Raw genomic sequence first — 17,036 nt, 5'->3', positions numbered from 1 at the left:
CTCCCTTAGATATCAGCATCTCCTTTGTAGATCCACACTTTGATGCCGATAGTACCGTACTTGGTCCACGCAGTGGCCGTTCCATAATCTATGATCGCCTTCAATTTCTGAAGAGGCAGTCTTCCTCTGAGGTACCATTCTCTTCTGGCGATCTCAGCTCCACCGAGCCTTCCAGCGACCATCACTTTTATTCCCTGTGCACCCTTTCTCATGGCGTTCATTATTGCTCTCTTCATTGCCACTTTGTAAGATGCCCTCTTTTCTATACGGGAAGCTATAGACTCGGCAACAAGCTGTGCATCGAGTTCGGGCGTTTTTATCTCTTCAATATTAATAACAACCCTTCTGTTGAACTTCCTCTCCAGCTCCTCTCTCAAACTCGTTATCTCCGCACCTTTCCTTCCTATGATGATTCCAGGTCTTGCTGTTTTCACGGTTATGTTGATCCTTTCAGCGTCAGGTCTTTCTACGTATATCTCGCTAATCCCAGCATGGTAATACCTGTTCTTTATGAACTTTCTTATCTCTTCATCCTCGAGGAGCCACTCTTTGTAATTCTTTTCGTTGAACCATTTTGCTTGCCAGTCGGCACTCAGACCCAACCTGAAGCCGCGGGGATGCACTTTCTGACCCACCGTATCACCTCACTCTTCGGATGATATCTTCTTTTCTAATTCTTCAAGAGCTTTCCTGTATTCATCTTCTTTACTCCGATCCCTCACCACAATTGTGATGTGGGACATTCTTTTCTGAATGATATCCGCCCTTCCTCTTCCTCTGGGCCAGATTCTTTTCATCCTTGGACCGTCGTTAACGTAGCACTCAGAAACGTAAAGATTCTCGACACTCAACCCAAAGTTATTTTCGGCATTCGCGACAGCCGACTTCAATACCTTTTCCATTATTCTTGCGGCCTTCTTCGGTGAAAAAGCAAGAATCTGGAAAGCTTCTTCGACGGATTTCCCTCTTATTGTGTTTGCTATGGCTCTGGCTTTTCTTGGAGAGATCCTTATGTATCTTGCCACAGCCTTAGCTTCAATCTTCGGAAGAGAAGACAGGAGCTCTTTTCTCTTTTTATGAAAAATTGAACGCTTCAAACTGCTTCTGGGTACCTGGAGCTTCATTCTTTCCCTCCTCACTTCTTCAATTCACCTTTTTTCGCTTTTTTGTCGGCATGACCTCCAAACCTTCTGGTTGGTGCAAATTCTCCAAGTCTGTGTCCGATCATGTTTTCAGTAATGTACACCGGTATGTGTTTCATACCATTGTAAACTGCGATCGTGTGCCCTACCATTTCAGGAATGATCATAGAGGCTCTGCTCCATGTTTTGATAACTTTCTTTTCACCAGTTTCGTTGAGTTTTCTGATCTTTTCGAGTAATTTTTTATCTACATAGGGTCCTTTCTTACTGGAACGACCCATTCAATTCACCTCCTTACGCTTCATTCCTTCTCCTGACGATGAATTTGTCAGAAGGTCTCTTTCCACGTCTCGTCTTGTAGCCCTTGGTTGGCAGGCCCCATGGACTCGTTGGATGGTGACCTTTACCTCTTCCTTCACCACCACCGTGCGGGTGATCCACCGGATTCATGGCAACTCCTCTGACATGCGGTCTTCTACCGAGCCATCTCACTCTTCCAGCCTTTCCGTGGACTTCGTTCTTGTGATCTTCGTTGCCCACAACACCGACGGTGGCGTAGCATTTGATGTGTACCTTTCTCAGTTCTCCAGAAGGCATTCTGAGCAGAGCGTAATTCCCTTCCTTCGCCATGATCTGACAGTATGTACCAGCTGCTCTTGCGATCTGACCACCCTTGCCCGGTGTGAACTCCACGTTGTGGACAAGGGTACCGACGGGTATCTTCTCAAGAGGAAGTGCGTTTCCTGGCCTTATTTCCGCATCGGGTCCGCTCATGAGAGTGTCTCCCACGTTCACACCTTTGGGTGCCAGAATATATCTTTTCTCTCCATCAGCGTAAAGGAGAAGCGCTATTCTGGCTGATCTGTTGGGATCGTATTCAATGGCCAGCACTTTCGCAGGAATTCCAGCTTTGTCGTATCTCTTGAAATCTATTATTCTGTATCTTCTCTTGTGCCCGCCACCTCTGTGCCTTACAGTAACTCTTCCGTGATGATTCCTTCCACCTGTTTTCTTGAGAGGTGCGAGCAACGACTTTTCAGGTTCTGTCTTTGTGATATCCGAAAAATCGGAGATAACCATAAAACGCCTTCCCGGGGTAACCGGTTTGAATCTTTTGAGTCCCATGACTTCACCCCTCTCAGTGTTCGCCTTCCAGTTCTTTGATTGTGTAACCTTCCTTCAAAGTTACAACAGCCTTTTTCCAGCTGCGGGTCTTTCCTTCAAAGATACCCCTTCTTTTCGGCTTGGGCTTCATGTTGAGAATGTTCACCTTTTCTACTTTGACATTGAAGAGCTTTTCAACAGCCTCTTTTACCAGGTTCTTGTTTGCAAGTGGATTGACCTCGAATACGTATTTCCTCTGTTCGCGGAGGATAAGAGCCTTTTCTGTGATGATGGGTCTGATTAGAACATCATTCAGTGAGAGCTTTTCCTGCTTCATTTCCGAGCACCTCCTCTATCTTGGAAACCATGTCCTGGGTGAGCACAAGGTAATCGTACTTGAGCATGTCAAAAACATTGAGTCCATCTATTCTTACTGCCTTCTCACCATTTTTGCTGTTGTTCGGATTGTCCGCAATTATTACCTTCACGTTGGGAAGGTTCTTTCCAGAGAGTTTCACATTCATGTATCCTTCATCTTTCCATGGAAGGACGATCAGTGTTTTCTTGTCGGAAAGCTGAAGGTTCTGGAGGATTTCCTTCAGAAATTTCGTCTTCGGCCTTTCGAGTTTCAGATCATCGAGTACGAAGAGTTTGTTTTCTCTGTACTTCACAGAGAGAGCAGATCGCAGAGCGAGCTTCTTCATTTTCTTGTTGAGCTTTTTGCTCCAGTCTCTCGGTTTAGGTCCGTGTGCAATTCCTCCATGCCTCCAGATGGGGGATCTTATGGAACCGTGTCTTGCTCTTCCGGTGTGTTTCTGCGGCCAGGGTTTTCTGCCACCACCGGAGACTTCTCCTCTTGTTTTCGTAGAGGCAGTTCCAGCTCTCCTGTTGGAGAGCTGCATATCCACGTATCTCCACATCACGTCGTAGTTGGGATCGATGTTGAAAACGAAATCACTGATTTCCAGGGTCCCTACTTTTTCTCCCTTCACATTCAACAGATCCACCTGAGCCATCTTTTATTCCTCCTCCACTGTTACTTTTTCGGGGCCTTGGCGCTCCTGATCAAAACGAGCCCGCCCCTCGCTCCAGGGACTCCACCTTTGACCACTAAAAGGTCGTTTTCAGGATCGATATCCACAACTTGAAGATTTCTGACAGTTACCCTCTCGTTTCCATATCTTCCGGGCATTTTCTTACCTTTCCATATCTTGGCAGGTTCCGTGTGCTGACCAACAGAACCGAGTTCTCTATGGAATTTGGAACCGTGGCTCTTCGGTCCACCGCTGAATCCCCATCTTTTCATCGCACCAGCGAATCCTCTTCCTTTTGTCCAGCCAGTAACGTCCACGTACTCACCTTTTTCAAACACGTCAACCTTTATTACCTGTCCGGGTTCGTACTCGTCGGGATTTTCTACTCTGAACTCTCTGAGTATTTTCATCGGTTCCACACCGAATTTTTTGAAGTGTCCTGCGAGAGGTTTGTTGACCTTCTTAGCCTTCTCGAATCCAAGCTGCACAGCGTTGTATCCGTCTTTCTCAACGGTTTTTTTCTGGACAACCACACAGGGCCCCGCCTTTATGACTGTAACGGGAACGGAATCATTTCCAACGAATACTCTCGTCATACCGATTTTTCTTCCAATTATCATCTTCATCAAAGACACCTCCAGGGATTACAGTTTGATCTCAACGTCGACACCTGCTGGGAGGTTTATCCTCATCAAAGCATCGATGGTCTTTGGAGATGGGTCTATGATATCTATTAGCCTTTTGTGTACTCTCTTTTCAAAGTGTTCTCTGGAGTCCTTGTGTTTCATGGGAGATCTCAGGACACAATAGAGTGTCCGCTCCGTTGGCAAGGGAATGGGACCGGACACTTTGGAATTCGTGGATTTAGCGACTTCAACGATCTTTTTCGCCGATTCGTCGAGTAACTCGTGATCGTAGGCTTTGAGTTTTATCCTTATCTTCTGTCCAGGCATATTCTAAGCACCCTCCCTCTTTTCTCAAAAAGGAGGGGGAAGCGTCCCCCTCACTCGATGACTTCTGTGACCACACCAGCTCCAACTGTTCTTCCACCTTCTCTTACAGCGAATCTCTGTCCCTTTTCAATAGCGACAGGGTAGATGAGTTCTATTTCCATTTCGACGTGGTCTCCAGGCATAACCATTTCGACACCTTCAGGAAGTCCTACGATTTCCCCTGTAACGTCAGCGGTTCTTATGTAGAACTGGGGTTTGTAACCTTTTGTGAACGGTGTATGTCTTCCTCCCTCTTCCTTCTTCAGGACGTAAACCTGAGCCTTGAATCTCTTGTGTGGTTTGATGCTTCCAGGAGCTGCGAGAACCTGTCCTCTCTCAACTTCGTCCTTGTCGATTCCTCTGAGCAGACATCCAACGTTGTCTCCTGCGATTCCTTCATCGAGTTCCTTTCTGAACATTTCCACGCTTGTAACAACGGTTTTCCTGATTTCGTAGCTGAGACCTATGATCTCAACTTCATCACCGGGTTTGATTCTTCCTCTTTCGATCCTTCCTGTAACAACCGTTCCTCTTCCTGTGATTGAGAACACGTCCTCAATAGGCATGAGGAACGGCTTATCAACTTCTCTCTGAGGCTCAGGAATGTAGTTGTCCATAGCGTCGAGGAGCTCCTGGATAGGTTTGTAAGCTTCGTGATTCGGATCGTTAGGAGCTTCGACGGCTTTCAGAGCAGAACCTCTTATGACTGGCACTTCGTCTCCAGGGTAACCGTACTGGCTCAGAAGGTCTCTCACTTCCATCTCGACGAGGTCGATGAGTTCAGGATCGTCAACCATGTCCGTCTTGTTTATGAAGACGATCATGTAGGGAACCTCAACCTGCCTTGCAAGAAGCACGTGTTCCCTTGTCTGAGGCATGGGACCATCGGTTGCAGCGACAACAAGGATGGCTCCGTCCATCTGAGCCGCTCCGGTGATCATGTTCTTGATGTAGTCCGCGTGACCAGGACAGTCAATGTGAGCGTAGTGCCTCTTTTCGGTCTGATACTCAACGTGTGTGATGTTGATGGTGATTCCTCTTGCCTTTTCCTCAGGAGCCTTGTCGATCTGGTCGTAAGGAACATACTGGGCAAGTCCCTTGAGAGAAAGGTACTTTGTTATAGCGGCTGTCAGTGTGGACTTTCCGTGGTCGATATGTCCAATCGTTCCAACGTTAACATGCGGTTTTGTTCTTACAAATTTTTCCTTCGCCATGTTCTCCCTCCTTAAACAACCTTGATGATTTTCTCGGCGATTTTCTCCGGAACTTCCTGGTAGTGCGAGAACTGCATGATGTAGCTCGCTCTACCCTGACTGAGCGATCTCAACACTGTGGCATATCCAAAAGTTTCAGAAAGCGGGATCTTCGCTACAACGATTTTCAAATGTCCTCTTGTTTCGAGAGATTCAATCTTAGCCCTTCTGGAATTGAGATCGGAAATGATGTTGCCCATGTATTCCTCCGGTGTAGTGATCTCAAGCTTCATGATAGGTTCAAGAAGAACCGGTTGCGCTTTTTTCATGGCCTCTTTGAATGCCATCGAAGCAGCTATCTTGAACGCCATTTCTGAGGAGTCAACTTCGTGGTAAGATCCGTCAAGCACAACTGCTCTCACTCTCACAACGGGATATCCCGCAAGAGGCCCAGACATCATAGCCTCCTTGATACCTGCTTCGATAGCGGGCATGAATTCCTTCGGTATCACACCACCGACCGTCTTGTCAATGAATTCGAAGTTCTTTCCTTCCTCTTCGGGTATGGGTTCTATTCTGAGAATCACATGACCGTACTGACCTCTACCACCGGTCTGTCTAATGTATTTTCCTTCGGCTTCAGCAGGCCTCTTGATGGTTTCCCTGTAAGCCACCTGAGGCTGTCCGACTCTCACGTTGACGCCGAACTCTCTCTTCAACCTGTCCACAACTATTTCAAGATGGAGTTCACCCATTCCTGAAATGATGGTTTCTCCCGTTTCTTTGTCAACCCTCACCTGAAGAGTGGGGTCTTCTTCAGAGAGAGCAAGCAGTGCCTTCACGAGTTTTTCCTCATCGGCTTTCGTGGCCGGTTCAATAGCAAGAGAAATAACAGGTTCTGGGAAGTCGATCTTTTCGAGGATTACAGGCTCTTTTTCGTCGCAGAGTGTATCTCCAGTCTGAGAAACTTTGAGGCCGACCCCTGCCGCTATATCACCGGGTCTGACGTAGTCAACTTCCTCTCTCTTGTCTGCGTGCATGAAGACGATCCTCGATATTCTCTCCCTCTGGCCCTTTGTGGAGTTGTAAACGTAACTTCCTTTCTCCAGCCTTCCAGAGTACACTCTGAAGTACACGAGCTTTCCTATGTATGGATCCACCTGCACTTTGAAGACCAGAGCTGTAAAAGGTTCGTTCTCATCGGGTTTTCTGTAGACAATCTCTCCGTCGGAAACCCTCCAGCCCTTCACCGGCGGAAGATCAAGGGGCGACGGCAGATAGTCTATCACCGCGTCCAGAAGCGGTTGTATTCCTTTGTTGGCTTTCGCCGCTCCACAGAGAACGGGAACTGCCCTGTTTTCTATGGTTGCTTTTCTCAAGATTCTCTTTATTTCTTCTTCGGAAATCTCTTCACCTTCGAGGTATTTTTCAAGAATTTCTTCGTCCAGCTCTGCAACTTTTTCAAGCATCTCTTCCCTTCTCATTTCCGCTTCTTCTCTGAGTTCTTCTGGGATCTCTCTCTCCTCGTACACCGATCCGTCTTCGCTAACCCAGTAGATCGCCTTCATTTTTATGAGGTCAATCACACCCTGGAAGTCTTTCTCACTACCGATCGGCATCTGTACTGGAATGGGATTTGCTTTGAGTTTTGTTACAAGAGTTTCGACGGCCATGTAGAAATCTGCTCCCACTTTGTCCATCTTGTTCATGAAAGCGATCCTCGGGACATTGTACTTGTCAGCCTGTCTCCAGACGGTTTCTGACTGAGGCTCGACTCCCGCCGTGGCATCGAAAACAGCTATTGCTCCATCGAGAACGCGGAGCGCCCTTTCAACCTCGGCCGTAAAGTCAACGTGTCCGGGTGTATCAATTATGTTGATTCGATAGCCCTTCCAGAAACACGTTGTGGCAGCAGACTGTATCGTAATGCCTCTTTCCTTTTCCTGAGGCATCCAGTCAGTGGTTGTGTTTCCTTCATCGACGTCTCCCAAAAAGTGTTTCCTTCCCGTGTAATAGAGAATTCTCTCTGTTGTCGTAGTTTTTCCGGCGTCGATATGGGCCATTATACCGATATTTCTAAGCTTATCCAGGTCAACATACCTCGCTTCCACATTTTCCATACTTATCACCACCTGTAATGAGCAAATGCCCTGTTGGCTTCCGCCATTCTGTGAGTGTCTTCCTTCTTCTTAATGGCCGTACCTGTGTTGTTGTATGCTGCTATGATCTCCTCGGCCAGCTTCTCTTTCATTGGCCTTCCTTTTCTGGCTCTTGCAGCTTCAACTATCCATCTGAGAGCAAGAGAGGTCCTCCTCGGTTCCTGAACTTCGATGGGAACCTGGTAAGTTGCACCACCAACCCTTCGCGGTCTTACTTCAAGAACAGGCTTCACATTTTCTACAGCCTGCCTGAAAACTTCAAGAGGATCTTTCTTTGTCTTTTCTCTGATGATATCGAAAGCACCGTAGACGATCTTCTGAGCGGTTGTTTTTTTGCCATCCCACATCACTTTATTTATCAACTTTGCAACAAGCACATCTCCGTACACCGGATCAGGTGGTACCTGTCTTATTTCAGCTCTCCTTCTACGCACCCACAGTCACCTCACTTCTTCTGATCCTTGGGTCTTTTCGCACCGTACTTACTTCTGGACTGTCTTCTTCCCTCGACGCCTGCAGCGTCCAGAGCCCCTCTGATGATCTTGTACCTGACACCAGGTAGGTCCTTGACCCTACCACCTCTGACGAGCACAACAGAGTGTTCCTGCAGGTTGTGACCAATTCCAGGAATATACGCAGTGACTTCTATTCCATTTGAAAGCCTCACCCTTGCGATCTTTCTGAGAGCGGAGTTCGGTTTTTTCGGTGTCATCGTAGAAACTTTTATACACACACCCCTCTTTTGAGGGTTTCCCTGAAGAGCAGGAGCTTTTGACTTTTTCTTCTTCGGTTTCCTGCCGTACCTGATTAATTGATTGATCGTTGGCATCTTCATCCTCCCTTCCGTTTTACTCCAAGCCGAAGTTTAATTTTACTCTTCAATTTGTATATTGTCAACAAAGAAAGCAAGCACCTCTCATCAATTTATCATAAGTAGTTTAAAACTTCATTTAAAGTGACGTGAATTTTGAAAGAACAATCCTTATGATTTCCTCCGGGTTGTCCATCTCCAGAACCAGTTTTTCGAATGGGCACATACTTTTGCCATTTCTTGCGAGGACAAAAGGTATCTTTTTATCGTAGCTGAAAGACTGTCCGTATCCATTCAGTAATTTTAAAGCCGGCTCACTTATAATTTTTGCGTGGATGTGGTCGGGTCTCATTTTCAACAGAAAAGAAACTGCAGCCTTTCCAACCATCTTGTCGATCACCAGACTTCCTTCCAGATTATCGAAGCTTCGGTAGAGTTCTATCAATGGTTTTAGACCACTGCCTTTGCTTTCGAAGATCGTCCGACCGTTATAAACCAGCAAACTCAGCTTCTTCTCCTCAAAGATTTTCAAAGCTGTCTTCAAAAGAGTTTCCTCCATTTCACCACGCTCCTCGTAGTATAATTTCCTTAGAAAGTATACCAGTGTGGAGGTGAAACCCACGGTTGCAGTTAGAAGAATAAGAATTCCAGAAGATGTGGCCGTTTTGGAGATATTCGGACAGTACGACAAGCGCGCGAGGTATCTGAAAAAACTCTTCAACGTGGAATTCGCGGTGAGAGACAGTGAGATTCTTATAAAAGGCATGGATGAGAAAAGTGTCGATGCAGCCCATCGGGTGCTCGATGAGATCATATCCATAACACGGGACGGTCACCTTCTGGACTGGACTGAGTTCGAGTATCTCGTGGAGAGAGTTTCGAACTCAGAAAGTGTGAAAGAAGTGTTCTCAAACGACAGCAGAGGATTGATCATCGGCAAGAAAGTGAAGCCGAAGACACTCGGCCAGAAGAAGTATCTGGAAGCAGTCGAAAAGAACGACGTGGTGTTCGTGATAGGTCCAGCCGGTACAGGAAAAACGTACCTGGCAGTGGCCGTTGCTTTAGACTATCTGAAAATGGGAAAGGTGAACAGAATCATCCTCACAAGACCAGCCGTTGAAGCCGGAGAGAAGCTTGGATACTTGCCGGGAGATCTGTCTGAAAAAGTGGAACCTTATCTCAGACCTCTTTACGACGCCATCATAGATATCACATCCCCGGACAAATTCAACAGCTACCGTGAAAGAGGCATCATAGAGATCGTACCGCTCGCTTACATGAGAGGAAGGACTTTGAATAACTCCTTTATCATTCTGGACGAAGCCCAGAACACCACATACCAGCAGATGAAGATGTTCCTCACCAGACTCGGATTCAACTCCAAGGCGGTCATAACGGGAGACATCACCCAAGTGGATATCGAGAAGGAAAAGTCCGGTCTCATAGAGTGCCAGAAAATTTTAGAAGGAATCTCTGGTATAGAATTCGTGTATCTGAACGAAAGCGATGTTGTGAGACACCCTCTCGTGAAGAAGATCATAAAGGCCTACGAAGAGTACGAAAGGTCGAGGAAGCTATGAATCGAAAGCGTTTCCTCCTGATAACGATTACGGTGATTCTTTCTTTGATGCTGGTGCACGTTCGTACAGGAATCCGACCTTTGAATTTCATCTTTGAGGCACTGGTCGCCCTCGTTATCTGGTTCGCTCTGGTGGAGATGAGTACCAGATATTACAGAAAGTACTGGCTCAGCGAAGCATTCACCTACACCCATCTGGCACTGATACTGCTTGGAGCTTCTTTCATCGGATTTTCTTTCCCGGAGATAGGTCCTTTCGTGACACCTATATACATACCGGTTGCACTCATAGAGCTCGTGTTCTTCTCTCCAGAGATAGCAATAACGACCGGATTTCTGATGTCCTTGTTTGCCCTGTATAGATGGAGTTACGATATCTTTCTTCTTCTGCCGTTCATTTCAACAACCTTTGTTGCGGCAGTGACTCTCTCCAAAGCGAACAGAAGACTGGATGTGGTGAAATCTTCTGCCCTCACATCTCTTGCTCTTATGGGAACATCTCTGTTCATGAAGTTTGGACTGAAAATCGAGTACACGCCGTACGACCTGGTAGCTGCTATTTTGAATCCGATCTTTTCAGGTATTCTGGTTCTTGGAATACTGCCTTACGTGGAATACACAAGTCGCCTTTACTCGAATCTTGGGCTCGTAGAGTTTGGAAATCTGAACCATCCGTTGCTCAAGATGCTTTCCATTAAAGCTCCAGGAACTTATTATCACAGTGTGATCGTCGCAAACTTAGCAGAAACTGCAGCGGAGAAAATAGGCGCAAACCCCATTCTGGCAAGAATAGGAGCTTACTATCACGATATAGGGAAGATGAAACGCCCTCACTTCTTCACTGAAAACATTAGAGACGGTAAAAATCCCCACGAAGACATAACCCCCTCTCTCAGCCACCTCGTTTTGAACGAGCACGTGAAGTACGGTGTGGAACTTGCAAGAAAATACCGACTCCCCCTCCTCGTTGAATTCATAATTCCCCAGCATCACGGCACAAGATCGCAGAAGTATTTCTACTACAAAGCAAAACAGCAGTTTGAGGATATTCCCGAAGAAGAATTTCGTTATCCAGGCCCCAAGCCACAGTTCAGAGAAGCGGCCATCATCATGCTTGCTGACTCTGTGGAAGCTGCATCAAGAAGCTTGAAGTCACCCTCCGTTTCTCAGATCAAGGAATGCGTTGAAGATGTCATATCTTCCATATTCTTTGAGAGACAGCTCGATGAGTCAGGTATCACTCTGAGCGAGCTCGAAAAGATTTCAGACGCGTTCCTCCAGGTTCTCGTGAATCTGTTCAGCTCCAGAATTGAATATCCAGAGGAAGAGAAAATTCAGAAGGTGGTAAAGATAAATGATAAGAATACTGGGTGAGGGTAAAGGATCGAACCTTCTCGAAGACGTTAAAGAAAAACTCGAAGAAATCGTAAAGAAAGAGATAGGAGATGTACATGTAAACGTGATTCTTGTGAGCGAAGATGAAATTAAAGAACTCAACCAGCAGTTTCGAAGCCACGATCAGCCAACAGATGTGCTCACCTTTCTCCTCATGGAAGAAGATGTCTATGGAGAAATCTACGTTTGTCCCATGATCGTAGAAGAAAACGCCAAAGAGTTCAGCAACACCTTTGAAAAAGAGCTTCTGGAAGTGGTGATTCACGGGATACTTCATCTTGCAGGATACGATCACGAGTTTGAAGACAGAAAATCCAAAGAGATGTTCGAAAAACAGAAAAAATATGTCGAGGAGGTATGGGGTGAATGGAGATCAGACCCTTCAGAGGATTCAGGCCCAGGAAAGAGATAGCCAAAAAATTCGTGGCCAAACCTTACGATGTGATTTCCTTTCTTGAAGCCAAAGAGACAATAAAGAACAATCCTTTCAGCTTTCTGAGGGTAACTCGCGTTGAAGCGGAAACACATGAAATAGAGATGGATCCCACACCCGAGGACATGGAGAAAGCCAGGAAAAATCTGGAAAAGTTCATAGAGGATGGCATTCTTATTCAGGAAGAGAAGGAAGCATTCTACATTTACCGTCAAAGGATGGGCGATCACACACAAACAGGAATAGTGGCACTCTTTCCTGTGGAGGAGTACAAGAAGGGTCGAATAAAGAAACACGAGCTTACTCGGAAAAAGAAAGAAGAGGAAAGGGTTCAACACATTCTGAAAACCAGGGCACACACAGGACAGGTTTTTCTTTTCTACAAGGCTTTCGAAGAATTTGACAAAAAACTCTCTGAAATTGCCGACTCTCAGGAGCCCGTTTACAGAATACGCGATGATCTCGATGTTGTTCATGAATTTTTCGTCGTCAAAAATGAAAACGAGGTGAATGAGATAAAGAAGCTCTTTGAGAGGGTGGAGGAACTCTACATAGCGGATGGCCATCACAGGGCAGCGGCCGCAGCCAGAGTCAGCGACATACTGGATGAAAAGATAGGAAAAGGACCTCACAATTACTTCATGGCCACAGCGTTTCCCCATAACCAGCTCAGAATATTCGACTACAACAGAGTAGTGAAGTCTCACCTCACAGCAGAGGAGTTACTCGAAAAACTTCAGGAAAAATTCGAAACGTACAGATCTTACACGGTACCTGCAAGACCATCCAGAGAACACGAAATAACTATGTACGTAGGCAACAGGAAATGGTACATCCTGATCCCAAAAAAAGTGCCAGAGGACGTCGTTGAAAGTCTCGATGTGAACATCCTTCAGCGTGAGGTTCTGGAACCCATCTTTGGTATCTCCAATCCTCGCGAAGATGAGAGAATAGACTTCGTTGGTGGAATAAAGGGTCTGTGTGAACTGGAAAGAATGGTGGACAAGGGAGAATTCGATGTAGCCTTCGCGATGTATCCGGTGAACATAGAAACGCTTATGAAAGTCTCAGATGAAGGAAAGATCATGCCACCGAAGTCGACCTGGTTCGAACCGAAACTTCTGAGCGGTTTAGTGGTGCACGTGTTCGGTTGAGGAGGTGATACGATGTTCTTCCTTTTTGATCCAACGTTCATCATACTGATTCCCGGTATTATTCTGGCTTCTTGGGCACAGATACGAGTTCAGGCTACTTACAACAAGTACTCACGGGTAAGGTCCTCTCTTGGACTCACAGGATATGAACTTGCAAAAAGACTCCTTGAGAACGCGGGAATCTACAACGTGAAGATAGAGGTCGTTTCCGGTTTCCTGTCTGACCATTACGACCCATACCGGAAGGTGCTCAGGCTCTCTCCACAGAATTTCAGAGGTGTTTCCGTTGCTTCACTCGGAGTTGTAGCCCACGAAGTGGGACATGCCCTTCAGGACGTAGAAAAATACCCGCTGCTTGCACTGAGAAATCTGATGGTACCAGCAGCCGTCACGGGTTCTCAGCTTGCTTGGATCATTTTCATTCTTGGTCTCTTTTTCCAGACACCGTTTTTGATAAGACTGGGAATTCTTTTGTTCTCCTTAGTGGTACTCTTCACTCTCATCACACTTCCTGTTGAGTTCAACGCCAGCAGGCGTGCTGTGAAGCTCCTTGAAACAACGATGTTGATGCCGGAGTACGAACTAAAGGGAGTGAAAGAAGTACTCGGTGCCGCGGCTCTCACTTACGTCGCGTCTTCACTGATGGCATTTCTCCAGCTTCTCAGAATGATAGCACTTGCTGGTCTGTTCGGTGATAGAAGATGAAAACAAACGTAAGACTGCTCGCCTACAGACTTCTGAGAAAGTACGAGAAGGAAAAATTCATATTGAGAGAGGACGTGGACAGCGTCCTCTCTTTTTTGGACGATAAAGATAGAAGATTCTTCAAAGAACTCGTGTGGGGAGTTGTGAGGAAAGAAGAGCTTCTGGACTGGTACATAAACCAACTTCTGAAGAAAAAAGACATCCCACCCGCTGTCAGGGTTGCGTTGAGGATGGGGGCTTATCAGCTCCTCTTCATGAACAGTGTTCCAGATTACGCGGCGGTCAGCGAAACAGTAAAACTGGTGAAGAACGAAAACTTCAAAAAACTGGTGAACGCCGTGCTGAGGAGATTGAGAACTGTTCCCGAACCAAAAGAGCTTCACCTCATCTACTCACATCCGGAGTGGATCGTGAACTACTGGAGATCTTTTCTTCCCGAAGAGGCAGTTTTGAGAATTATGAAGTGGAACCAGGAACCTCTCCCTGTCATGCTCCGCGTGAATTCACTTGCAACCACTAAAGAGGAAGTCATCAAAATTCTCGCCGAAGAGGGCACGGAGGCAGTTCCGGGGAAACACGCCCCGTTTTCTCTGGTTGTAAGGAAACTCGGAATTTCGATGAACGACTCCAGAGTGATAAAGGATGGACTCGCAAGTGTTCAGGGAGAGTCTTCACAACTTGTGCCCTTTTTCATGGAACTGAAACCCGGACTGAGAGTACTGGACACCTGCGCGGCACCGGGTGGCAAGACCACCGCTATCGCCGAATTGGTGAAAGACCAGGGAAAGATACTGGCCGTTGATATAAGCAGAGAGAAGACACAGCTTGTCGAAAAACACGCGAAACGCCTGAAACTCTCTTCGATAGAGACAAAAATCGCCGATGTCGAAAGACTCACAGAGTACGTACAGGACACATTCGACAGGATTCTGGTGGACGCTCCCTGTACTTCGCTGGGTACGGCAAGAAACCATCCGGAGGTTTTGAGGAGAGTGAACAAAGAGGATTTCAAGAAGTTCTCAGAAATTCAGCTGAGGATGGTACAGCAGGCCTGGCAGCTTCTGGAAAAGGGTGGTATCCTCCTCTACAGCACCTGTACTGTGACGAAAGAAGAAAACACCGAAGTGGTGAAAAGATTCGTCTCCGAGAGGAAAGACGTTGAAGTGATCGATACCAGAGACAAAATGAAAGAATTCGAAGTGGAAGGAATCTGGGATGGTTACGGCTTTCTGATGCTTCCTGACGAGACGATAACTCCCTTCTATGTCTCCGTTCTCAGAAAGATGGGATGAATGGAAAAGTCTCGTTCTCCACAGCGCTGTTCCACCGCTGGAAAGAACATCGAGTAGAAGTTCGTCGTCCTCACGTCGAGATCGATCTGTTCAAAAAAGAGTTGTTTATCAACTGGTAGGTCTGTTTTCTCCAGAACTTTCCTGTAGAGGGACATGTTCGTTACGATCGGAAGTTTTGCCTTCTTTCTCATGAGAGAAAGGATTTTCCTTCCCTTCTCTGTGAATCCAAGGATCCTGATGTACTGAGGCCCCTTTGCGTTGCTTTTTTCAACGAATTCTTTGTTCACCTCGAACACCGAAAAGAGAGCGAGTCTTCTTATTCGAGAAAAGGTGAAACGCTTGGCTTTGACACACTCCAGAAAATCTTGGTAAGATCCTGTTTGTCTGGCACAGATGTGAAACCTCTTTTCGAGTCCCTCGGAAAAACCATGGATTCTCTCGAAGAACTCCATGTTTTTCAGTCTGAAAAATGAAAGGAGAAAATCTCCCATATTCTCGAGGAAAACGGGTCCACGCCCTTCGTTTATCTCCCTCATGAGGATCTCAAAAGAATCTTCTGGAAGAGAATCTCTCACTTCTTCCCACCTTTCTTCTCTTATAAGGTTTCTTATCGCCGTTGCACTGGAGAATCGTCCCCTGAAACTGGTGTCTTTCTCCTCCGCTCCTACCCTTTTTATCGTGTGGAATCTGATGTTAGAACCTATCTTCAGAGCAGAATGAATGTACTCCACCCCTAAGATATCGTTCGACTTTTCGAGCCTCAGGACTTCTTCCTCGTTCCAACCTTTCATGGAAAAATACCTCATCAGAGCGTACTTTCTGGCATTGGGGAAAGAGTAGCCTTTTTTCAACTCTTCATGCAAAAACTTCTGGTATTCGTCGGGTTGCTCGTAAAGAATTTGCGCTACTCTTTGAAGAAACCCGATGTCGTTTGATTCGCTTCCAAAGACCACATCTGTGACAACACCCGTTGCATCCAACACGCTCACCGCACCGAAAGCAAATCCTCCGGCATCCTGTGTGGCAAAAACAACGGGTAGTTCCAGAACAACATCTATTCCCATTCTGAGAGCGATCTCTGCCCGCGCGAATTTATCTATGACGGCTGGTTCACCTCTCTGGCAGAAATTACCGCTCATCACAGCGATCGTGTAGTCCGGTCTCACGAGCTCTCTGGCCGAAGTAAGATGATAGAGGTGTCCGTTGTGGAATGGATTGTACTCCACGACAACACCAAGAACCTTCAGTCTTCATCCCTCCTGATGATCGTGAGGAAATAGGCAAGAGAGACCATTGTGAAGAGAAGGAAGATAAGATAAGCGGGAGCGATCTTCAAAAAGATCCCCCTGAGGATGTACAGCCCATAAATCTCGCTCACAAAAGAAACGGAAAGAACAACAAAGCCAAATACAACAAGCCACTTGATCCCGGAAGAAATGTAGAAGTTGAGGAGAACACCCGAGCCGAGTATTGGCAGAAAACACCCCAGAAGAACATTCGAAATATTTTCCGGGAGTTTTATTCCTACAAATCCCTCAATGTAAGGCGCCAGAAAGTACAATCCTGCCCAGACAACCAGACCAAGAATTCCTATAATTACAAGAAGGAGAGAAAAAAGTTGCGCAAGGTACTTCAATCTTTCACCTTCTTCAAACACTCCTCACAGACACCTTTTATCACCAGTTCGATTTTTTCTCTTTTGCCTTTTATCTCTCCAAGTTTCAGCTCCCTTATTTCTACGTCTTCAATCTTTCCGCATTCTTTGCAAACGAAGTGCCCATGTGGCTCCGGATTGAAATCGAAGACCGTTTTCTGACCATCACTGAAGGCATAAACAACACCAAAATCCGTTAGAAGGTAAAGAACACTGTAAAGAGTGGCTATGGAAAGCGAAGGAACTTTCTTTGACAGGATGGCAAAAAGCTCCTTTGCCTCAAAATGGCCTTCCTTCATTTCGGATACGAATTTTATAATTTCCATCCTCTGGGTTGTGAGTTTTACCTTTTTCGATTTCAAACGTTCAATTATCTCTTCTGTGGTCAT

At 46.3% G+C, this 17,036-nt stretch carries 22 protein-coding genes; 6 read left to right on the top strand and 16 right to left on the bottom strand.

Features of this window, described 5'->3' with window-relative positions; genetic code table 11:
• Positions 1-5 precede the first annotated feature (5 nt).
• The 13 genes from rpsC to TPET_RS06565 form a co-directional block, all read right to left on the bottom strand.
• Positions 6-635, bottom strand: a complete 630-nt coding sequence (gene rpsC, locus TPET_RS06625; protein ID WP_011943788.1) for a 30S ribosomal protein S3 — start codon at positions 633-635, stop codon at positions 6-8.
• Positions 636-644: 9 nt separating this feature from the next.
• A complete protein-coding gene (rplV, locus tag TPET_RS06620) occupies positions 645-1,124 on the bottom strand; it encodes a 50S ribosomal protein L22 (RefSeq protein ID WP_011943787.1) in 480 nt (159 codons plus the stop codon).
• 11 nt (positions 1,125-1,135) lie between these two features.
• Complete coding sequence (gene rpsS / locus TPET_RS06615; protein ID WP_008194997.1) at positions 1,136-1,423, bottom strand: 30S ribosomal protein S19; 288 nt, start codon at positions 1,421-1,423, stop codon at positions 1,136-1,138.
• Between the two features lie 13 nt (positions 1,424-1,436).
• Positions 1,437-2,267, bottom strand: a complete 831-nt coding sequence (gene rplB / locus TPET_RS06610) for a 50S ribosomal protein L2 (RefSeq protein ID WP_008194995.1) — start codon at positions 2,265-2,267, stop codon at positions 1,437-1,439.
• Positions 2,268-2,280: 13 nt separating this feature from the next.
• Positions 2,281-2,583: a 50S ribosomal protein L23 gene (gene rplW, locus TPET_RS06605; RefSeq protein WP_011943786.1), complete on the bottom strand. Its 303-nt coding sequence runs from the start codon at positions 2,581-2,583 to the stop codon at positions 2,281-2,283.
• Positions 2,555-3,262: a 50S ribosomal protein L4 gene (rplD, locus tag TPET_RS06600; protein ID WP_011943785.1), complete on the bottom strand. Its 708-nt coding sequence runs from the start codon at positions 3,260-3,262 to the stop codon at positions 2,555-2,557. The genes rplW and rplD overlap by 29 nt, the downstream gene beginning before the upstream one ends.
• A gap of 20 nt (positions 3,263-3,282) precedes the next feature.
• A complete protein-coding gene (rplC, locus tag TPET_RS06595) occupies positions 3,283-3,906 on the bottom strand; it encodes a 50S ribosomal protein L3 (protein WP_004081835.1) in 624 nt (207 codons plus the stop codon).
• Between the two features lie 18 nt (positions 3,907-3,924).
• Positions 3,925-4,233 (bottom strand): 30S ribosomal protein S10, encoded by a 309-nt coding sequence (gene rpsJ, locus TPET_RS06590; RefSeq protein ID WP_004081837.1) that lies wholly within the window; start codon positions 4,231-4,233, stop codon positions 3,925-3,927.
• Between the two features lie 50 nt (positions 4,234-4,283).
• A complete protein-coding gene (gene tuf / locus TPET_RS06585) occupies positions 4,284-5,486 on the bottom strand; it encodes an elongation factor Tu (RefSeq protein WP_011943784.1) in 1,203 nt (400 codons plus the stop codon).
• An 11-nt stretch (positions 5,487-5,497) separates the two neighbouring features.
• Complete coding sequence (gene fusA, locus TPET_RS06580; RefSeq protein ID WP_011943783.1) at positions 5,498-7,585, bottom strand: elongation factor G; 2,088 nt, start codon at positions 7,583-7,585, stop codon at positions 5,498-5,500.
• A gap of 5 nt (positions 7,586-7,590) precedes the next feature.
• Positions 7,591-8,058 carry a 30S ribosomal protein S7 gene (rpsG, locus tag TPET_RS06575; protein WP_011943782.1) on the bottom strand — a complete coding sequence of 156 codons (468 nt, stop codon included), beginning with the start codon at positions 8,056-8,058 and terminating at the stop codon, positions 7,591-7,593.
• Between the two features lie 11 nt (positions 8,059-8,069).
• Positions 8,070-8,453, bottom strand: a complete 384-nt coding sequence (gene rpsL / locus TPET_RS06570; RefSeq protein ID WP_004081846.1) for a 30S ribosomal protein S12 — start codon at positions 8,451-8,453, stop codon at positions 8,070-8,072.
• A 121-nt stretch (positions 8,454-8,574) separates the two neighbouring features.
• The gene (locus TPET_RS06565; RefSeq protein ID WP_011943781.1) at positions 8,575-8,994 is read right to left on the bottom strand and encodes a DUF1893 domain-containing protein; all 420 of its coding nucleotides are present in this window, start codon (positions 8,992-8,994) and stop codon (positions 8,575-8,577) included.
• 46 nt (positions 8,995-9,040) lie between these two features.
• On the opposite strand from TPET_RS06565, the gene TPET_RS06560 reads away from it, so the two are divergent.
• Genes TPET_RS06560 through TPET_RS06535 form a run of 6 tightly spaced genes read left to right on the top strand, consistent with a single transcriptional unit; the run spans position 9,041 to position 14,993 of the window.
• Positions 9,041-10,015, top strand: a complete 975-nt coding sequence (locus TPET_RS06560; protein ID WP_048810882.1) for a PhoH family protein — start codon at positions 9,041-9,043, stop codon at positions 10,013-10,015.
• Positions 10,012-11,388 (top strand): HD family phosphohydrolase, encoded by a 1,377-nt coding sequence (locus tag TPET_RS06555; RefSeq protein WP_048810881.1) that lies wholly within the window; start codon positions 10,012-10,014, stop codon positions 11,386-11,388. The genes TPET_RS06560 and TPET_RS06555 overlap by 4 nt, the downstream gene beginning before the upstream one ends.
• Complete coding sequence (ybeY, locus tag TPET_RS06550) at positions 11,369-11,821, top strand: rRNA maturation RNase YbeY (protein WP_011943778.1); 453 nt, start codon at positions 11,369-11,371, stop codon at positions 11,819-11,821. The genes TPET_RS06555 and ybeY overlap by 20 nt, the downstream gene beginning before the upstream one ends.
• Positions 11,776-12,996: a DUF1015 domain-containing protein gene (locus TPET_RS06545; protein WP_011943777.1), complete on the top strand. Its 1,221-nt coding sequence runs from the start codon at positions 11,776-11,778 to the stop codon at positions 12,994-12,996. The genes ybeY and TPET_RS06545 overlap by 46 nt, the downstream gene beginning before the upstream one ends.
• 12 nt (positions 12,997-13,008) lie before the next feature.
• Positions 13,009-13,701 carry a zinc metallopeptidase gene (locus tag TPET_RS06540; protein WP_011943776.1) on the top strand — a complete coding sequence of 231 codons (693 nt, stop codon included), beginning with the start codon at positions 13,009-13,011 and terminating at the stop codon, positions 13,699-13,701.
• Positions 13,698-14,993, top strand: a complete 1,296-nt coding sequence (locus TPET_RS06535; RefSeq protein WP_011943775.1) for a 16S rRNA (cytosine(967)-C(5))-methyltransferase — start codon at positions 13,698-13,700, stop codon at positions 14,991-14,993. The genes TPET_RS06540 and TPET_RS06535 overlap by 4 nt, the downstream gene beginning before the upstream one ends.
• On the opposite strand, the gene TPET_RS06530 is transcribed toward TPET_RS06535, so the two are convergent.
• The 3 genes from TPET_RS06530 to TPET_RS06520 are packed head-to-tail and all read right to left on the bottom strand — an operon-like array spanning position 14,963 to position 17,036.
• A complete protein-coding gene (locus TPET_RS06530) occupies positions 14,963-16,240 on the bottom strand; it encodes a nucleotidyltransferase (RefSeq protein WP_083756018.1) in 1,278 nt (425 codons plus the stop codon). The genes TPET_RS06535 and TPET_RS06530 overlap by 31 nt on opposite strands.
• Positions 16,237-16,629 carry a hypothetical protein gene (locus tag TPET_RS06525; protein WP_048810880.1) on the bottom strand — a complete coding sequence of 131 codons (393 nt, stop codon included), beginning with the start codon at positions 16,627-16,629 and terminating at the stop codon, positions 16,237-16,239. Before TPET_RS06525 ends, TPET_RS06530 begins: the two co-directional genes overlap by 4 nt.
• Complete coding sequence (locus tag TPET_RS06520; RefSeq protein ID WP_011943772.1) at positions 16,626-17,036, bottom strand: Fur family transcriptional regulator; 411 nt, start codon at positions 17,034-17,036, stop codon at positions 16,626-16,628. Before TPET_RS06520 ends, TPET_RS06525 begins: the two co-directional genes overlap by 4 nt.

It is taken from the genome of Thermotoga petrophila RKU-1 (assembly GCF_000016785.1).
In the GTDB taxonomy this organism is placed as follows: Bacteria; Thermotogota; Thermotogae; order Thermotogales; family Thermotogaceae; genus Thermotoga; species Thermotoga petrophila.
The sequence above is the reverse complement of the archived record's forward strand: the minus strand, read 5'-3'. Positions and strand labels throughout refer to the sequence as shown.

Coding starts and splice junctions, on each gene's coding strand:
- TPET_RS06565 (WP_011943781.1), bottom strand. CDS start 8,994: ATGGAGGAAACTCTTTTGAAGACAGCTTTGAAAATCTTTGAGGAGAAG.
- TPET_RS06545 (WP_011943777.1), top strand. CDS start 11,776: ATGGAGATCAGACCCTTCAGAGGATTCAGGCCCAGGAAAGAGATAGCC.
- rplB (WP_008194995.1), bottom strand. CDS start 2,267: ATGGGACTCAAAAGATTCAAACCGGTTACCCCGGGAAGGCGTTTTATG.
- ybeY (WP_011943778.1), top strand. CDS start 11,369: ATGATAAGAATACTGGGTGAGGGTAAAGGATCGAACCTTCTCGAAGAC.
- fusA (WP_011943783.1), bottom strand. CDS start 7,585: ATGGAAAATGTGGAAGCGAGGTATGTTGACCTGGATAAGCTTAGAAAT.
- TPET_RS06520 (WP_011943772.1), bottom strand. CDS start 17,036: ATGACCACAGAAGAGATAATTGAACGTTTGAAATCGAAAAAGGTAAAA.
- TPET_RS06555 (WP_048810881.1), top strand. CDS start 10,012: ATGAATCGAAAGCGTTTCCTCCTGATAACGATTACGGTGATTCTTTCT.
- TPET_RS06535 (WP_011943775.1), top strand. CDS start 13,698: ATGAAAACAAACGTAAGACTGCTCGCCTACAGACTTCTGAGAAAGTAC.
- rplC (WP_004081835.1), bottom strand. CDS start 3,906: ATGAAGATGATAATTGGAAGAAAAATCGGTATGACGAGAGTATTCGTT.
- rpsL (WP_004081846.1), bottom strand. CDS start 8,453: ATGCCAACGATCAATCAATTAATCAGGTACGGCAGGAAACCGAAGAAG.
- TPET_RS06540 (WP_011943776.1), top strand. CDS start 13,009: ATGTTCTTCCTTTTTGATCCAACGTTCATCATACTGATTCCCGGTATT.
- rplV (WP_011943787.1), bottom strand. CDS start 1,124: ATGAAGCTCCAGGTACCCAGAAGCAGTTTGAAGCGTTCAATTTTTCAT.
- rplW (WP_011943786.1), bottom strand. CDS start 2,583: ATGAAGCAGGAAAAGCTCTCACTGAATGATGTTCTAATCAGACCCATC.
- tuf (WP_011943784.1), bottom strand. CDS start 5,486: ATGGCGAAGGAAAAATTTGTAAGAACAAAACCGCATGTTAACGTTGGA.
- rpsS (WP_008194997.1), bottom strand. CDS start 1,423: ATGGGTCGTTCCAGTAAGAAAGGACCCTATGTAGATAAAAAATTACTC.
- rpsJ (WP_004081837.1), bottom strand. CDS start 4,233: ATGCCTGGACAGAAGATAAGGATAAAACTCAAAGCCTACGATCACGAG.
- rplD (WP_011943785.1), bottom strand. CDS start 3,262: ATGGCTCAGGTGGATCTGTTGAATGTGAAGGGAGAAAAAGTAGGGACC.